Source organism: Aquimarina megaterium XH134, from assembly GCF_000520975.1.
GTDB classification, from domain to species: Bacteria; Bacteroidota; Bacteroidia; order Flavobacteriales; family Flavobacteriaceae; genus Aquimarina; species Aquimarina megaterium.
Genome location: NZ_JACB01000001.1, coordinates 352,913 through 368,674, shown reverse-complemented (window position 1 = coordinate 368,674; position 15,762 = coordinate 352,913). Strand labels below are relative to the sequence as shown.

Below are 15,762 nucleotides of genomic sequence, written 5' to 3'. Positions count from 1 at the left end.
GGATGCAGTATGGAAAAAATACAGGGGAAAGAGTATTCAGACTTACAGCAAGGAATTGATAAGCTGATTGGGAAATTTGGGATGCCAAAGACCATTAAAATTATACGGCAATTATCAGGTACGACGAAGATTCGAAAACATAAAAAGCAGCGTATTGAACTGATTACAACTTTTGTGATCTCTGAAGGATACAAAATTTTTGGAGTTGAGCATAAAAATGTAGAAGGGAAAACTACCAAGGAGTTTAAAGAAGCGCGTATGGCAAGCTATCATATTTTGAACCAGTACACAAGGTTAAGTTATAGTGAGATAGCGAAACATTTTGATCAGGGAAAATTTGGGGCGTATTACCACATCAATAAATGTAAAGAAGCTTTGTCAGTTCCTCAATTTAATAAATCCTTTGTTGGTAAGTACGAAGCACTAGAGGAAAACCTTATTCAATTTATAACAAAAATAGATTAAGAAGATATGAAGAAAGAGTTAGCACAAGAAGTGATAGATGTGTTAAAAAAACCAACAGATATTGGTTTTGAAAATATACAAGACGAGGAACTTAGTCCATTAAATCAGGCGGTCATTGAAAAGGAAATTGCGGGTGTAACCAAACCTAATGATTGGAATATCTGGAAACCAGATAAATCAGGACAACGGACTGCCCCAAGAATGGAAGAACAAAAGTCAAGAAAAGAAATGAAGCAAGAAAATTTTGATGTAAGAGATGAAACGCCTTTGGATGCACCAGAACAGGAAATTGGAGAAGAAATCAGAAGCGATTCAAATACGGATGATGAAGATTCAGGGGCAAAGAATGATACCGAGAAGGAGGAGTTTGAATTACCGACGGATGCTGCTAAACAAGCTGCTGATAGCATTTTTGGAACGGTTAACAATCTTATTGATCTAGGAGGGGGGTTTTTTGTCAAGATCAAAAAACACAAAGAGTTTTATGATTTTGAAGAAATAATAGAACTCATTGAGATTCAGAATGAAAAGAATGTAAAGCGGATCAAACTTGATAAGGAAGATAAAGCAATGATAAAACCATTGCTGGTTCAAATCTTAAAAAGAAAAGCAAAAAAACTGACTCCAGAGAGACAGTTAATGGCTGTGGTGTTATCCATTCTATTTAAGAAAGGTCGCGTAGTTATGGAGATCAAAGCAGAAAATGACCTGTTAGTAGAGCGTATTTTGGATATCGTGCGGGAGGAAAAAGGGTATTCAGATCAAGACTTGGAAACTGATGATGATGGAAGAGACATACTTGACGCAGCTTATGAGGAAATTAATGGAAAACCTGAATCAAGGAAAGATGAAGTATCCATAAACGAAAAAGAAGTAATAGACCCTGTAATTGTTCAAGAAGAGTATGATGAAGAACCAAGAATGGAAAACTCGATTATCGAAGTGGCAGAAGATAGCACAAAATGAGGAAGGTATGGCAACGAAATCGCGTACTAAGAAAAGATCTACAAGAGGTAGAAAACCAATTGTATACAGTAATGAAGATTTAGAACGTGATCCGTTTGTGATGCTTATCATTGGAGAGATGGGAGTCGGAAAAACTTATAGAACCAATCTGGAGATCAAGTTTTATATGAGAGATAATCCAGAAAAAGGTAAAAAAGGTCGAAAGGTTTTGGCATTTGATACGAATGGACACGACTATCCCACATTCCGAACTGTAAGCCCTAATCACATTAAAGCTCTAACAAAAGTTGCAGCTAGAAGAATCCTTCCTTTCAAGAAAGGTAGTAAAGCAATGAGTAATATTGAAAAGAGAGAAGTAGCTGAAAAAATCGTTAATCATTTTAAAAATGGACTTATAGTATTAGACGATACAGATAGTTATATGACGGGTGCAAAAGGTCAATCTTTGATAGGGGCATTGACAACTGTAAGGCATAAAGGGATCGATATATTATTTTCACATCAATCGTTAGGAAAAGTTACTACCACTCAGTTTCAAGCTTGTACTTGGATTCGGCTTCATCATCAAGTTGACCCAATCACAAAATATAAGGAAAGAATCCCAAATTACCCTATTGTTAGAATAGCTCAACTCATTATTAATGAACAGTATGACCTATGTTCAAGGGCTATGGATGAAGGAAAGTTTACAACAGAAGAGGAATATAAAAAACAAAGAAGCTTTTTTGTGTATATCGATATGCGTAGACGAAAAGTCAGCGGATGTACCAGAGCTGCATATATCAGGGCTTGCAAACGGTTTATCGATCAGGAAGAAAAGTCGACTATTCGTATGATGTTGAATGAACGGGATTTTTATGACAAAGCGATTTATCCAAATCGAAATGCGGCTATTATTAAGCTGATTGCAGATTACTTGCGCTATCACGATGACAAACTGGCGAATCCAGTTTAAAAAAAACTATGGAACATACTATTATTTCATTGGGGGCTGGAACACAGTCCACAGATCTTCTATTACGTGGACTTAGAGGGGAATTTGATAAAGTGCCTTCACACGCAATATTTTCGGATACAGGGAATGAACCTAAAGGAGTGTATAATTACTTGGAGTGGTTGATGAAATACGTTGATAAAGAATACAATTTTACAATTGATGTAGTTTCTTCAGGAAACATTTTTAAAGATGCGATGGCGTATCTACATGGTGACCGGAAAAGCTCAGAAGGTATTCCATATTACACAAAAAATCCCATTACGGGTAAAAAAGCAATTATCAGGAGACAATGTACTGGTGATTATAAAATCCGACCTGTAAGAAGACAGATTCGTAAGCTATTACCAAAAGTCAAAAAAGTGTCCTTATGGTTAGGTATAAGTTATGATGAAATGCAACGAATGAAAGAAGCCAATGTTAAATGGATTAAACATAGATTTCCATTAATAGAAAATAGAATAAAACGTATTGATTGCATAAACAATTTTAAGGCAAAGCGAATCCCTGTTCCTGTTCGATCTAGTTGTGTAATATGTCCATACCATTCCGATAATTATTGGTTATGGATTTATGAAAATGAACCTGATAATTTTGCTGCTACGGTTTCATTGGATGAAAAGATAAGGTGTTATCCTGGTATTAATAATGAATGCTATTTACATCGCTCCTGTAGACCACTTAAAGAAGTTATAGTAGATATACTAAAAGGCAAAGAATTAGCATCAAAACAACTCAATATGTTTCCAGAATTAATAGATGAGTGTAGTGGTGTTTGTGGGATTTAAGAAAGGTTGTTTTTAAAACACGAGTGTAACTTACCAAAGGATAGGATAAAAGTATGAAAAGAAAAGTGTGGAATTACGGTTATACCATATTTCTACTTATAGAGAAGAATTCCTCTTATTTTTTTTCTATGGATATTAAATTAAACACTTATTTTTGAGATAGGTTAATACTGCAATATTTTAGAATGCATAAAGAATGAGTGATACAGGAACTACAGAGTCTTCTACATCATCTATTATTGAATTAAATGTTAATGGGTTACTTTCTGTATATAGAAACTCATTACATTCATCATGTAATGGTCAAAAATTTAAAATCAGTGGACATTATATTGACAGTAAAAGAGGAAAAGGAGGATACTATTATGATAAATTAAAAGATACTGACTCTCAAGAATTCATTACTTTATTCCTTACTGAAAAACAGAAACGTATTCTTACCAATGGAGAATATTATGATTTTATTGGTAGAATTGAGATTACTAAAACAATATGGAATTCTAGTTTAAATATATTGTTTGTTCCCGATACTTTTAAAAAGAGTAAAGAAGAAATACAACTTATTCCAGAAAGTAAATATAATTTAATAAGAGAAAGATATGATAGAGGTTTAGTGAATGTTGAAGCACTTTTTTTTGAACAGCTTTATCGTAAGGAACAACCAAAATTACTCTTCTTAACAGGTGCAACAAGTATCATTGTTAATGATTTCTACAATCAACTAGAAGATAAAGATTATTATGATATAGAAATAAGACGTATTAATCTTTCTTCAAAAACTCCTTATTTTGAACTTCTTGATACTTTAGAATACGAGAAATATTGTGCAATTGCAATTGTAAGAGGTGGTGGATCTGGTTTAGAGATATTTAATGAAGAAGATTTATGTAAAAAATTTCTTGAAACTAATATTCCAATTATAACCGCAATAGGTCATCAAGAAGATCAAACTTTACTGGAAAAAGTTGCCGACATTGGCTATGCTACACCCAGTGCGTTTGGAACAGCATTGCAAAAACTTGTTGATAAAGATAGAGCTATTAAGAATGGTCAAGATAACTTGAAGCATGTTATCGTAAAAAATAAGGAATTGCATAAAGATGAAATACAACAAAAAATGAAGGTGTTTAAGGCGGAAAAAGAGATCTTGTCACAAAGAATTACTCAACTTACCAAGATCCTTATTGGTTGTATTGTTTTTATGATACTCAGCTTTTTAATCATATATTTTTTAAAATAATTTTAATAACTGAATTAAGTTTTATGAGAGATTTCTCAATTGAGTTTGCAACAGAAAAAATACATTCGTCTAGGACTAAGGAATATTTTAATGAAGTTGTTAAATCATATTATGGGAATAGTTATAGGTCAGCAATTGTCATGCTTTATTCAATTGTAATTACTGATTTATTATATAAGTTACAAGATTTAAAGGACATATATGCTGATGAAAAAGCGATTAAAATATTGGATGAAATTGAAGAATTAAAAGAAAAAAATCCTAAATCCCCTGATTGGGAGAAAAAATTGGTCAATTGGGTTTTTGAAAGAACAAATTTATTAGAACCCGCTGATGAATCAAACCTTAACAGTTTACAAAGCCTTCGTAACTTATGTGCCCATCCCGTTTTATTATCGGATGGCTACGATTTATATCAACCTAATAAAGAAACTACAAGAGCACACATTAGAAATGCGTTAGAAGGTGTGTTAACAAAACCACCAATTTTATCAAAGAATATTTTTCATGATTTTCTGGATAATCTTTCTCGAATTAAATCAATGATAGATATAGATAACGAAGAAGATTTAAAAAAACATTTGTTTTCCAGATATTTTAAGAAATTCAATTCAAAAGTAGAAAATAGTGTGTTTAAATCACTTTGGAGAATTGTGTTCAAAACCACTGATGAAAAGTCACAAGAGAATAGAAAGATTAATTTTAAAGCTCTTAAATTGATGATTGATAATAATTTTAAAAAGTATCAAAACATCATACTTGAAGAAAAAGATTACTACAGTGATTTTAATGAAAAGTTAATAGTACTTTATATTAGACTTTTAAATTATTATCCAGAGTTCTTTGATATACTGACCGATAGTGCAAAGGTTTTAATACAAAGTGTTACACGAAAAAATGCTGATTTAGAAACTTATGCTTGGTTTATTTCAGGAGATATTCGAACTCATTTGCTAAATATTATTAAATATCGAAAGGATTGGAATAGAGAATATGATTATGCACATATATCTGCTCAAACAATAATGGAAGTTGCAGAATATGCAAGAAGTAATGGAGATATTGAAGAAGCAAATTTATTTTTAATAGAAATGTTTGGGGAAAGTAGTAATTATAACGAAGCGGATAATCGTTATAATATGCTAATTCTTCCTAATTTAGACAAGTTTTCAGAAGAAGACTTTAAAATTTTACTCAAAAGAATAGATAAAAATGGGCAGATTTATAATCGAAGAGATGCTTCGCATACTATTGGTCAAATAAAGAATAAAATTAATTCACGTTTCGATGATTTTGATTTTTCCGGATACATCTCTTTTTAGTTGTACTTTGAACAGTTAAATTTAATTTGGAATAAAAATATAATAATATCATTGGGATATTCATCTAAATTTTTCAACACAAAAGTTACAAGCTATTATAATGTCCATAATCCTTGTCTTTATCTATATTTTTAGTCTTTTTATTTTCTATGCCTAAATCAAGTATTATTTCTTTTTTTAATGTTAAGATATCCTCATATTCATAAAAGTTAATTTCATTCCTCTCTTTATTATAATTCACCATTATCCCTGAATATCGGCCGCCACCAGATTTTTTAGATGGTGGAGAAAATTGATTTAATAGTAAAATGTATTTTTTAAGCTCATCATGAGTTCCTCCAAGTTTTTCAGAAGTATCGTTTGAATCGAAACTAAGACTATCATTCAAAATCCCATTACAGAACGATTTAAAACCTAAAGGTTTTAGATTATTAATATTTTTAACCTTAATATAAAAATCAATCATAAAATCATTATTATCCGGATATGCAATAAAATGTAATTTTTGTGATAATAATCTATATTCCTGATTCTTTCCTAAGAATTGCAATAGTTTTACTCTTTGCTTTTTATCAAATTCTGTTTTTATTCTTTCTTTAGTTCTTTTAAATTCGAAAATAAAATTTCTACCTCCAATTGAACTTAATAAATCCCCTACTGTTTTGTCTTTAGGTGTTTGTTGATATAAGTTAAAAGACGTAAGTTTTTCCAAGCCGTTTATACCAGCATAATATCCAAAAAGGTAAATAAAAGTTCCTATATAGGTGTTTTCATAGATCATATTCAGGTAATTCCAAGTTTAATACTTTCCATTATCACTTGTTTGTGAGCAATGATATTCAAATATACCTCGAATTAAATTATTAATATGATTTATATAAACGTTAGGCTGGGTTGGTATTATCCAGTCCAAACAATTAGCAAAAAGAGAATTTCGTTTTTAGTTACGGTTTTGTATAAATAGATCAATGATTATGACTATCATCAAAAGTACTGTAATGTTGTAGGTACATTTCTTCCATGAGAGCAAACATATAAGTATCATTAAGTTCTTGATACGTTATGTTGGTTTGATGTTCAATAGTGTCTTTAATAGTTGTGTGCAAAGATTCAATATGTGAAATTAAATCAATGTAATCTTGATAAGTAGCACTGGGATGTAAAGTGTAAAATGTTATGAATTTTTTATGTTGTAATGCATATTCCACATAATCCTCAATAAGATTTCCTTTTGAATCATTAACAATAAATGATTCGTTTTTTAGACTAAAAATCACATATTTATTTTCTTCAAAATAAGACCTAAACTCATTATATATAGAAGGAGCTTTATTAGTTGAAATTCTAGGTTCAAGATATTTATTTTCAATTTTTTGGTAAGGAAACATATAGGTTCTAAAGTGTTCATGATTACCGAGTTTTAATACAAACCTGTGGTAATAGAGTTTACGGAATTCTGTCGTCAATTCTTTATAATCATCATAAGGTAAATTTTTATCCAGACTTAGCATTATTGAAGGATATTCGTGATACCCTCTATTACTCTCTTTTAAATCAATTATTTTGCTGTGAAGTGTTGAATCTAATCTCGCAACAATAGTATCCCTGTATATAATTTGATATTTTTTGTCAGTTAATTGTTTTACACTTATAAAGTAGTCCTTAGTATTTTTCTTTATGTCAAAATTAGAGAAACTAGAAGAAGGCAACTCTATTTCGTTGCCAGGTTGTTGACAAGAAAATAATAGTAAAACTATAGGGGTTAAAAAAAGATATTTAATACAATAATGTAGTTTTTCTGTAAACGGAAAAGTTATTGTTTTGATGATGCAAACTGGAATACGCAACCATTCAAAATTAAAGGAGTTGGAATTGATATTGAGTTGTGAAGATGACATAAATTTTAATGTAATCATTTGTATTTGTTTAAAATTGGGGTCACAATAGTCTTTCTAAATTTTTGTCGATTGTTTCTCATAGTTAACTTGAATGGCATAGGATATAGACACCAGTCATTTTTAAGAACAATTACCAAAAGTTCGATCCACACGGCATTATATTGCTCCCTTATCATTTTGAACTCTTTGAAAAACATTGTTCTTCCACCTTTTTCTTGTAACCTTCTTCTTAATTCTTCCTCAAAATCTTTATTGTATGTATGACACATGAGCTTATCTATATAATCTTTTCCTGTAGTCAATAGCAAACCAAAACCATGTTTCTGGCAATAATCTATGAGGGCTTCTATTTTTCGCTGTACTATTGCATCTACCATTCCTGTAAAATCTTTTACCTCTACTAAAACACCTTGGTTATTGTTCAAGAAAACAGCAAAATCAGGAGTGTATATATGTGATTTTCCATTGAAAATATATTCTATAGTTACCGGTTGTTCGACATAGGTTTTTACTATTGGAAATTGCTCGATGTTGTTTATGAAGTCCAATTCTAAACCGGACTCATATTGTATATCCCTTCCGCATTTTTTACTCTCTATAGTACCAGAAATAAAATCCGAATCAGTATTTACTTGCCTTTTTGGGGTCAATTTTATACTATCTAATTTCCATTTTGTCCTTTTATCAAACCATATCACATTTCGTAATGCTTCTTGTTGGTTTTGGTTTATTAGTTTGAGTTCACCTTCTCTACGAAACTTGTTCTGTTCGGCTTTACGTTTTTTCTTAAATTCAGAGGTTCTCCATCTTTTAAATTGATTAATAATAGCTACTCTCTCCTCTTTTTTCTCAAAAATTAAATGGGAGAGTAAGCGGGTAACTATTTCTCCAGGGAACTCAGGTAGGTTTTCTTTCCAAAATAGAATTACCTGAATGTTATCATTATTAATCTTATGTTTATCAAAAGTCTTTTTAGTAAAATTAATAAGTTTTATGGAGGGTATGGTGTCTTTGGAATTAATACTCCCAGAAGCTACTATTTTTTGTAAAGAACTATCATGTATTTGACGAATTCTTTCTTTGGTTAGGTTATATTCAAAGGCTATATCCGTAAAATCAAGAAATGATGATTTATCAAAATCATAGCACTTTCTCAAAATTTCAATATTTCGATCTTTCTTGGATTTCTTCTTAGCGTTTGGTCTGGAAGTTATTAAGGTTCCATAGAATACATCTATAAAGTATTGACCAATAGGAGTCATTTTAATATTTAGGTTCTAAGAGTTTACATTAAGTTTTGAACTCTAAATTTATCTATTTTTTTTAGATTTTTCTACTGAAGAATAGATTAAATCAAGTTGTATGATACTTGGTTTTAAGTAGGTTTGTGTTTTGTAAATTGTTACTATTTTTGTGATCTTGGGTAATATCGAAGAATTAATGACAAAAATAGGAATAGAAGATACGCTATTAGAGTATTATAAGGTTACAGGCAAAGATGCTATCTATATAGTCAAATATGTAAGTAAGTTTCCAGATGATGCTCATCAAACGAGAACAGTAAGCATTAATGGTAAATCTATTCAGTTTTATGAAAAAACAGATATAGAAAATGAGAATAGTATTATATTTTGGACTTTAGAATTTGTCAATTAGGTTTATCAGAATTTAAGCGTAATCTAAGTCAAAAAGCATATTTTTTTCAAACTCTGTGATGGGGTTACAAGCAGCTTCAATTTGAGAGCCATAAAGTAAAAAACCTGTTATGCCAATAGGTTGAACACATTCAATACTATTATTATTAAAAATGAATTCTTCTCTAAGTTGCATTAATAAACGACCTAATGCATTTTTACCAATAAGTTGATTTTTTTCAACTTCTACCGCTGCCCAATCTTTATCTTTATTAGAAAGTTCTACAATGGCTTGGTTTTCAGTTTCTTTTAATACTTGAGAAAACTTATCAAAATTTTGAGAAAGCTTAACTTTTAAAACCCAATACATTATAGAGTATTTCACTTCTTCCCAATCTTGTCTGGTATAATTCAAATATTTCCTACTAATCATTTTAGCAGTCATAGGACTATTCTGTTCTATAATCTCTTTTTGTACAGCAGGAAATAATGGATAACGGCAGGCTTGATAAAGAGCTTCTGCAGAAGGGATAATAACGTCATTTACCCTTATAGAGTAACCGCCAGCCATATTAGAAAGTCCACCAAACTTAGTTTTAGTGTTTTTAAATACTATTACTTTATTTTTTTTATATACTCTTTCTGAAATTTTCATTTTTTACAATATAAAAAAAAATTAATACATACCTCTGTTCTTTAAACAAAAAAGCGGTATCCAGTTGTGTCCAGGCACATCCCACCAAAAGACTAATGGACAAGTATTAGAAATGTTTCTCCACGTAAAAAATAATGTTCCTGTACCAAATGTTTTATGAGAACGAACCGTATCTCCTAAAGGTCGTTTTCTTGTATCAGGACTATCTTTTTGAACTTTATTTAATAGTTCTATACCTTTTTCTAAAAATATATTTTCAAGTCTGATTCGGTTATCTGCATTACTGAAAAAAGTTTCTTCTTTTGGCATATTAGAAGGCCTGAAAGCTGAAACACTTTTGTTTTCATAAGGAATTTCAAGCTTTGCTAAATATTCTAAAGAACTAGTTGATTGTTCCTTTGTGGGGTACATACAATTTAGTTTTTGTTCTGACCATTTAACTTGATTTTCAATTTTATAATTATGACCAATGATTAATCTATTCCGAATCTTATCATCAAATTGTTTCATTAATCGATATTCCATATTGCCAAAGCCCAATTGATGATAACAAAATAAGCTAACAGCCAGAGTTTTGGACTTGTTTAGAATAGATTTGTAATTCTCTATATCATCCTCATCTTTAGATGCTAACCAATTACTTAAATCGCCATATACCGTACCTCCAGTTGCTAAAAGATCATCAAAATATATAAAGTTTGTTTTAGGTTTATCTACATGATCTTTATAATTTATCATATATTCTGTTTGCAGAATTTCATCAACAATATTCAATATTTCTGATTGACTCTTATATTTTTTTTGTACATCAAAAAAATGAGTATTTAACACAAGCTCATTCATAGTTTTATAGTTATAAAACTCTTGAATTTCCAATAACCTTTCACGTAAAAAAGATTTGGCTTTCTCTTTGGAAATATAAACGCCTGGTAGGAAATGAAGTAATTCAGAAAGTACAAATTCTGCATCATCATCAAATTGGCTCGCCCATTTTATGATATGCTCAACATTAATTTCAAATTTTCTATTCTCATAATCGCATTGATAATCTTTTAATATTTTATATATCTGTTCAGCAAATTCAATCATTCTAAGATGGAGTAATTTTAATTAGATTAATTTTTATAGACAATAAATCTCTTCATAATAACAAAAATGATTAATTCTTATTCATTTTTCAAGAAAGCATAGTACAAATTTAAAACGAAAAATTGTAAGATCAATTTGTTATTCACATAAGATAATATGTGAAATAAAAGGGAGATTGCATTTGGCTATAAAAAAGTTTTACTACGCCACGCCCTTCGGGGCACCCCATCAGTTCCATATTCTTCATTTTTTTGAAAACGCGTAGCAAAAAAGTTGCGTGTTTTTTCCAAAATACCTCCTGAATTTAGCAGTCAACGGTTTAGAAACCATCGCCAAATATTCACGTAAAATAAATAGAGAAATGGCAAACGAAAAAGATTTGGACTACGGAGCTATTGGAGCAGTTATCGTGGTATCCGCAATAGCTTTTACAGCACTTGGAACATTTTATTTAGGTCCAAAATGGGTTGAGAAAAAGCAAAAAAAACTAGCAGCAGCAAAGAAATCTCAAATCGCCAGTAAAAAAGCATAACCCTTTAGAGAGGATCGCAGAGCGGTTTTAGTTATGACGATTGAAAGGATTTGAGGCGCTAAACAAGTTAAACGTCACGCTTTAAGCGGGATAAAAAATCAAAGAAAATGAGTTACAATGATGAATTAATGAGATATCAGGACGATGCGGAAGATCGTTATGATGATTTTGAAGGAGGAGATATGGAAGGGTATGATGATTATGACGATGAGGATGGTGAAGATGACTTCGATTCTGGATTTGAAGGAAATGAAGATGGCTATGATGATTATGATGAGGAATATGAGGAAGATGGTTATGATGACTATGATGGTTATGAAGATGATAGCTATGACGACTATACCCACACCTCGATCGGAAAGATTGACCCGAATGACCGAACCCTTACCGTAGTAGTTAAAAATACTTCAGGTGACGCAGCCGAAGCAATTGTTTTCGGAGGAAATGAAAATGCAGCACAACCTACAGGGGTTACGGTAGATGTTGAGGAAAGTAGTCATAACGAAGTAAAAGAAGAATCAAAGGCAAATCCGTTTAAGATTTCAGGGATGAAGTATTCGGTTTCGAACCCTTTACAATTTGACAACGTGTTGAAGCTTACCAAAAGGACGGCTACAGGATCGAATACCATTCGTGTATATCAACCTCGTAATGCAACCTCACCTCAAAATTTCACCCAACAATTAATTGATGATGACAATTTTGAGTTAAATGTAACAGGTCAGGATTCTTTACGTGTAACGGTAAATCCAGAGACTACGGCAGTATTCACCTTTACAATCAAGGCAAGAGCAAATATGGGTAACCTTTTAAAAGGACATAATGTAGCGGAGTTATCCAGCGTGCCAAGAACCACAGGTTTACCTCAGATTGACTTAATCCGTAGAAGAAAGAGACAGACAGCCTTTGGTATGCGTCCTAGAAGACGTAGACGTTTTCGTAGAAGACCGATACGTAGATATAGACCAAGACGAAGATATCCAATGTCTGCATTACGTAGACGGAGATAGTTAGCTATAAGCAGTACAACTAAATAAAGTGATTCAGCCAAAGCGATAGGAATATTCCCAAGGCTTTGGCTGTTCTTTTTAACAGACAAATGAAATGCTTATGAAAACATCAAAAGGAAAGAAAATTAAGAAGGGTTTAGCGCAGAATAGTATAGACTATATCGTATTTAGTAATCCTGAGCCCGTTCGCAAGATCATCTATGATTGTGGATATGAAGCTCCTAAGAGTCTCCATACTTTAGTTCGAGCTACTAAAGAGTTGATTAAAAAAGAAGGTAAATCCATCATTACTGAATTACTGAAGATACACCCCGATAAGAAAGCGATCCTAGCATTAAACCCCAAAGAAAAGAAGAAGCCTTGTAACTCTTGTAGCAATGATAGTTACAATAGTGAAGATAACTTTTGTGGGGCTTGTGGGCATTCCAATTATAATGGATCAGGAGACGAAGATAGTTTTTTAGATCAGTTTTCGGATGCATCTGATAAGGAAGTGAAAAGCTATTATGATCGTATTGTTAAGAAATCAAATGCGAACCCTGAAGATCAAAAATTAGCATCAGAAGTTCAGATGGTATGGAATGAGGTAAGACAACGAAAACTTACGGATAAGGAAAAAACACCTACGATCTCAGCACCTACTAATCCAACACCACAAAAAGCATCTATGCTTGGGAAAGATGAGTTGGTTCTTTTAGGATTGGTATTTATCGCTGGGTATTTAGTGGGTACGACTACGGTCAAAGGGCAATTGGCAACATAATTTTAAAGAAAGACAAGAGATGAAACAGAATATGCGACAACAATATAATGACACTATCAATTTGATAAGTCATTTGATATTGACCAAACCGAAACCTGTGATGACCCTGCTAATGAAGTACGGTGTGAGGTTTGAAGAAAAACCTACTAAAAAAGAATTAGCAGATGAAGTGGTCGAAGTATTAAAATCTACCAATGAAAAATTCCAAGAAGATTTGAGCAATTTACTAACTGTTCATATTCAATTTCGAGGAAAGGAAATGCTTGCATTAGATAGGAGTAAGTATAGTTCTTATGATGGAGATGAGGATGAAGATGAGTTCTGGGGTGCATTAGCTAAAGGAGCTGTGGGTATTATCGGAGGATTATTTGGAAAGAAAAGGCGACGACGAAGACGAAGCGGAGGAGGAAATGCTGCTGCACTGGCAGCTTCTCGTGCTGCTGCTGCAAAACGACAAGCAGATGCACAAGCAGCAAGAGTTCGAAGGGATTTTCAGATGAAAATGCAAGCAATGGAAGCGCAACGAAGAAGGGAGCAAGCAGAAGCTAGAAGAAGACAGGCAGCCGCAGCCGCAGCCGCCGAACGTAGAAGAAGAGAAGAAGCAGAACGTAGAAGAAGGGAAGATGAAGCAAAAAGTAAGAAGGAAGCAGAGTCAAAGAAGAAATCCAATATGATGCTAATGGTAGGCGGAGGTGTTGGACTATTGTTAATAGCAGGCATTTTTATGGCTAAATCAAATAGTCAAAAACCTATGATGCCTTATGTGCCACCACAACCCATATCCAATAGGTAAACTAAGGATAATAAAACACAGCAATTATGATCGATTATCCCATAGAATTAAATGATTTTGAGAGTGATATAGAAACTGCCGAATATGATCCTTTTCTGCATCATGTAATTAGGCATAAACTTCGTAAAAAAAAGAACCGAAGAAGGTTAGGTAGGTTGATAAGAAAACACCCTAAAAATAGAGTGTTACGTGCTATAGGTATCGGTAGGAGAAGGCGTAGAATTCGCCCAGTGAGAACGGTGCATAGAAGGTATGCAAAACCAATGCGCCGACCTATTAGAAATACCTTAGTCACCAAACCAAGGACGAATAAAAAACCCTTTCGATTGCCACCAGTACCATTCGGCAATCCTATGCATCGGGATTTGAAAGGTATAAAAAAAGGTCGTGGTTTTCCTTACAGTATCAGAAGGGGGCGACCCATAATGCCAGGTAATCCATTACTGAAGGGAAAACCTCCAGTATTTACTAGCAAGCCTTATAAGAGAAAAAAACCAAAAGTATCTAGGGATATTGTTATTCCATACAAGAGAAGATATGGAAAGCGTAAACCAAGGGTAATGCCTAGAAGAATACCAAAAGTGAACATTCCACCTTTGGAGGAGGAATTACCAATTATGGAAGATATGTCATTAATGGATGAAGATATGAGCAAAGAAGGAAGAGAAGTGTCCAAAGGAAAAAGCGAAGCCAAGAATGCAAAAGAGCAAAAGGACAAACAGAAACGGACAATAAAGAACATTATTGGAATAGCAGCACTAAGTGTTGTTGTTGTTGGTATTGTAGCATATAAACTTAAAACGAAATCCGAAGCAAATGGACGTATTAGCTAACATAACAGAGCAAGATTTTACAGAAGCAGGGGAAATTCCTTTGGGAGTTTTATACGCTTCGGTAAAAAATGTAGGACAAACACCAGTTATGGTAAATAATGTTGAACTCGCTGCGGGCAAAGCGAAAGGGTATCCATTTGTAGGTAAACCATACGGTGTAATCCCATTTGATCCACAAGACTCGACATTACGTGTATTATACGTGTTGTAAGGGTGACTGAGAAGATAAAAATATAGAATTCAATCTAAAAAAATAGCTATGATAGCAGGAGAAACAGAAATGTTATTAGCAGATCATATAGACGATGATGTCTATGATGATTTCTTGTTTTTTGGAAATAAAGAAAAACGAGCGAAAAGAAGGGCTGCCAGAAAAGCTAGGCGAGCTAAACGTAGAGCTAAACGAAGATCAGACCGTATCCTAAGAAAACAGGATAAAGAAGGGTTTTTATCGAAGTTAGGAGATGTGTACAAAGACTTAGGCGGAGGAGCTGCCATTGGAGGGGCAATTGATACTATTATTAGTAAACCCGTTCCAACTCCAATACACAATACATATCCTGAACAAGTGGGGAATACTCCTTCTGATTTTAGAGTAGATATAGGAGATCAAAAAATATATGGCGGAGATAATAAAAGTACTATTTCAGCTCCTCAAAAAAAAGATAATACCAACACTATTTTAATTATTGGAGGTGTCGTGGTTATGTTATCCATTGTGGGGCTAGCGATCTACCAAAGTCAAAAAGGCAAGTACGTACACATTAAACAAAACTGATA

At 32.6% G+C, this 15,762-nt stretch carries 19 protein-coding genes; 14 read left to right on the top strand and 5 right to left on the bottom strand.

Annotated elements, in window-relative coordinates:
* Positions 1-9: 9 nt before the first annotated feature.
* The 6 genes from Z053_RS0101735 (at position 10) to Z053_RS0101710 (ending at position 5,775) form a co-directional block, all read left to right on the top strand.
* Complete coding sequence (locus Z053_RS0101735) at positions 10-465, top strand: hypothetical protein (RefSeq protein WP_025663310.1); 456 nt, start codon at positions 10-12, stop codon at positions 463-465.
* A 6-nt stretch (positions 466-471) separates the two neighbouring features.
* Positions 472-1,431: a hypothetical protein gene (locus tag Z053_RS0101730; RefSeq protein WP_025663309.1), complete on the top strand. Its 960-nt coding sequence runs from the start codon at positions 472-474 to the stop codon at positions 1,429-1,431.
* Positions 1,432-1,438: 7 nt separating this feature from the next.
* Positions 1,439-2,386, top strand: a complete 948-nt coding sequence (locus Z053_RS0101725) for a zonular occludens toxin domain-containing protein (protein ID WP_152538243.1) — start codon at positions 1,439-1,441, stop codon at positions 2,384-2,386.
* Between the two features lie 8 nt (positions 2,387-2,394).
* Positions 2,395-3,213, top strand: coding sequence for an adenine nucleotide alpha hydrolase family protein (locus Z053_RS0101720; RefSeq protein WP_025663307.1), 819 nt, complete (start codon positions 2,395-2,397; stop codon positions 3,211-3,213).
* Between the two features lie 196 nt (positions 3,214-3,409).
* Positions 3,410-4,453 carry an exodeoxyribonuclease VII large subunit gene (locus tag Z053_RS0101715; protein WP_025663306.1) on the top strand — a complete coding sequence of 348 codons (1,044 nt, stop codon included), beginning with the start codon at positions 3,410-3,412 and terminating at the stop codon, positions 4,451-4,453.
* 23 nt (positions 4,454-4,476) lie between these two features.
* Positions 4,477-5,775: a hypothetical protein gene (locus Z053_RS0101710; protein WP_152538242.1), complete on the top strand. Its 1,299-nt coding sequence runs from the start codon at positions 4,477-4,479 to the stop codon at positions 5,773-5,775.
* Positions 5,776-5,860: 85 nt separating this feature from the next.
* On the opposite strand, the gene Z053_RS0101705 is transcribed toward Z053_RS0101710, so the two are convergent.
* From Z053_RS0101705 to Z053_RS0101695, 3 genes are all read right to left on the bottom strand, one after another.
* Positions 5,861-6,556: a hypothetical protein gene (locus Z053_RS0101705; protein WP_025663304.1), complete on the bottom strand. Its 696-nt coding sequence runs from the start codon at positions 6,554-6,556 to the stop codon at positions 5,861-5,863.
* A gap of 184 nt (positions 6,557-6,740) precedes the next feature.
* Positions 6,741-7,691, bottom strand: coding sequence for a hypothetical protein (locus Z053_RS0101700; protein ID WP_025663303.1), 951 nt, complete (start codon positions 7,689-7,691; stop codon positions 6,741-6,743).
* On the bottom strand, positions 7,688-8,935 hold the full coding sequence (locus Z053_RS0101695) for a TnsA endonuclease N-terminal domain-containing protein (RefSeq protein WP_025663302.1): 1,248 nt from the start codon (positions 8,933-8,935) through the stop codon (positions 7,688-7,690). The genes Z053_RS0101700 and Z053_RS0101695 overlap by 4 nt, the downstream gene beginning before the upstream one ends.
* 178 nt (positions 8,936-9,113) lie before the next feature.
* Here Z053_RS0101695 and Z053_RS0101690 point away from each other — a divergent pair, with 178 nt between their 5' ends.
* Positions 9,114-9,329 carry a hypothetical protein gene (locus tag Z053_RS0101690; RefSeq protein WP_025663301.1) on the top strand — a complete coding sequence of 72 codons (216 nt, stop codon included), beginning with the start codon at positions 9,114-9,116 and terminating at the stop codon, positions 9,327-9,329.
* Between the two features lie 12 nt (positions 9,330-9,341).
* Here the strand turns inward: Z053_RS0101690 and Z053_RS0101685 are convergent, their stop codons facing one another.
* On the bottom strand, positions 9,342-9,962 hold the full coding sequence (locus tag Z053_RS0101685; protein WP_025663300.1) for an NADAR family protein: 621 nt from the start codon (positions 9,960-9,962) through the stop codon (positions 9,342-9,344).
* Between the two features lie 21 nt (positions 9,963-9,983).
* The gene (locus Z053_RS0101680; protein WP_025663299.1) at positions 9,984-11,051 is read right to left on the bottom strand and encodes a phosphoribosyltransferase-like protein; all 1,068 of its coding nucleotides are present in this window, start codon (positions 11,049-11,051) and stop codon (positions 9,984-9,986) included.
* A gap of 361 nt (positions 11,052-11,412) precedes the next feature.
* Between Z053_RS0101680 and Z053_RS31290 the strand changes: the two genes are divergently transcribed.
* From Z053_RS31290 to Z053_RS0101645, 7 genes are all read left to right on the top strand, one after another.
* Positions 11,413-11,583 (top strand): hypothetical protein, encoded by a 171-nt coding sequence (locus Z053_RS31290; protein ID WP_160170041.1) that lies wholly within the window; start codon positions 11,413-11,415, stop codon positions 11,581-11,583.
* A gap of 107 nt (positions 11,584-11,690) precedes the next feature.
* Entirely contained in the window at positions 11,691-12,593 is a 903-nt protein-coding gene (locus Z053_RS0101670) for a hypothetical protein (RefSeq protein ID WP_025663297.1), read from the top strand.
* Positions 12,594-12,693: 100 nt separating this feature from the next.
* Positions 12,694-13,356, top strand: coding sequence for a hypothetical protein (locus Z053_RS0101665; protein WP_051475973.1), 663 nt, complete (start codon positions 12,694-12,696; stop codon positions 13,354-13,356).
* A 19-nt stretch (positions 13,357-13,375) separates the two neighbouring features.
* Positions 13,376-14,149 (top strand): hypothetical protein, encoded by a 774-nt coding sequence (locus Z053_RS0101660; RefSeq protein ID WP_025663295.1) that lies wholly within the window; start codon positions 13,376-13,378, stop codon positions 14,147-14,149.
* Between the two features lie 26 nt (positions 14,150-14,175).
* Positions 14,176-14,982 carry a hypothetical protein gene (locus tag Z053_RS0101655; protein ID WP_025663294.1) on the top strand — a complete coding sequence of 269 codons (807 nt, stop codon included), beginning with the start codon at positions 14,176-14,178 and terminating at the stop codon, positions 14,980-14,982.
* Complete coding sequence (locus Z053_RS0101650; RefSeq protein ID WP_025663293.1) at positions 14,966-15,193, top strand: hypothetical protein; 228 nt, start codon at positions 14,966-14,968, stop codon at positions 15,191-15,193. The genes Z053_RS0101655 and Z053_RS0101650 overlap by 17 nt, the downstream gene beginning before the upstream one ends.
* 48 nt (positions 15,194-15,241) lie before the next feature.
* Positions 15,242-15,760, top strand: a complete 519-nt coding sequence (locus Z053_RS0101645; protein ID WP_025663292.1) for a hypothetical protein — start codon at positions 15,242-15,244, stop codon at positions 15,758-15,760.
* Positions 15,761-15,762: the final 2 nt, after the last annotated feature.

Coding starts and splice junctions, on each gene's coding strand:
- Z053_RS0101685 (WP_025663300.1), bottom strand. CDS start 9,962: ATGAAAATTTCAGAAAGAGTATATAAAAAAAATAAAGTAATAGTATTT.
- Z053_RS0101730 (WP_025663309.1), top strand. CDS start 472: ATGAAGAAAGAGTTAGCACAAGAAGTGATAGATGTGTTAAAAAAACCA.
- Z053_RS0101710 (WP_152538242.1), top strand. CDS start 4,477: ATGAGAGATTTCTCAATTGAGTTTGCAACAGAAAAAATACATTCGTCT.
- Z053_RS0101720 (WP_025663307.1), top strand. CDS start 2,395: ATGGAACATACTATTATTTCATTGGGGGCTGGAACACAGTCCACAGAT.
- Z053_RS0101670 (WP_025663297.1), top strand. CDS start 11,691: ATGAGTTACAATGATGAATTAATGAGATATCAGGACGATGCGGAAGAT.
- Z053_RS0101695 (WP_025663302.1), bottom strand. CDS start 8,935: ATGACTCCTATTGGTCAATACTTTATAGATGTATTCTATGGAACCTTA.
- Z053_RS0101715 (WP_025663306.1), top strand. CDS start 3,410: ATGAGTGATACAGGAACTACAGAGTCTTCTACATCATCTATTATTGAA.
- Z053_RS0101735 (WP_025663310.1), top strand. CDS start 10: ATGGAAAAAATACAGGGGAAAGAGTATTCAGACTTACAGCAAGGAATT.
- Z053_RS0101705 (WP_025663304.1), bottom strand. CDS start 6,556: ATGATCTATGAAAACACCTATATAGGAACTTTTATTTACCTTTTTGGA.
- Z053_RS0101700 (WP_025663303.1), bottom strand. CDS start 7,691: ATGATTACATTAAAATTTATGTCATCTTCACAACTCAATATCAATTCC.
- Z053_RS0101680 (WP_025663299.1), bottom strand. CDS start 11,051: ATGATTGAATTTGCTGAACAGATATATAAAATATTAAAAGATTATCAA.
- Z053_RS0101665 (WP_051475973.1), top strand. CDS start 12,694: ATGAAAACATCAAAAGGAAAGAAAATTAAGAAGGGTTTAGCGCAGAAT.
- Z053_RS0101660 (WP_025663295.1), top strand. CDS start 13,376: ATGAAACAGAATATGCGACAACAATATAATGACACTATCAATTTGATA.
- Z053_RS0101645 (WP_025663292.1), top strand. CDS start 15,242: ATGATAGCAGGAGAAACAGAAATGTTATTAGCAGATCATATAGACGAT.
- Z053_RS0101655 (WP_025663294.1), top strand. CDS start 14,176: ATGATCGATTATCCCATAGAATTAAATGATTTTGAGAGTGATATAGAA.
- Z053_RS31290 (WP_160170041.1), top strand. CDS start 11,413: ATGGCAAACGAAAAAGATTTGGACTACGGAGCTATTGGAGCAGTTATC.
- Z053_RS0101725 (WP_152538243.1), top strand. CDS start 1,439: ATGGCAACGAAATCGCGTACTAAGAAAAGATCTACAAGAGGTAGAAAA.
- Z053_RS0101650 (WP_025663293.1), top strand. CDS start 14,966: ATGGACGTATTAGCTAACATAACAGAGCAAGATTTTACAGAAGCAGGG.
- Z053_RS0101690 (WP_025663301.1), top strand. CDS start 9,114: ATGACAAAAATAGGAATAGAAGATACGCTATTAGAGTATTATAAGGTT.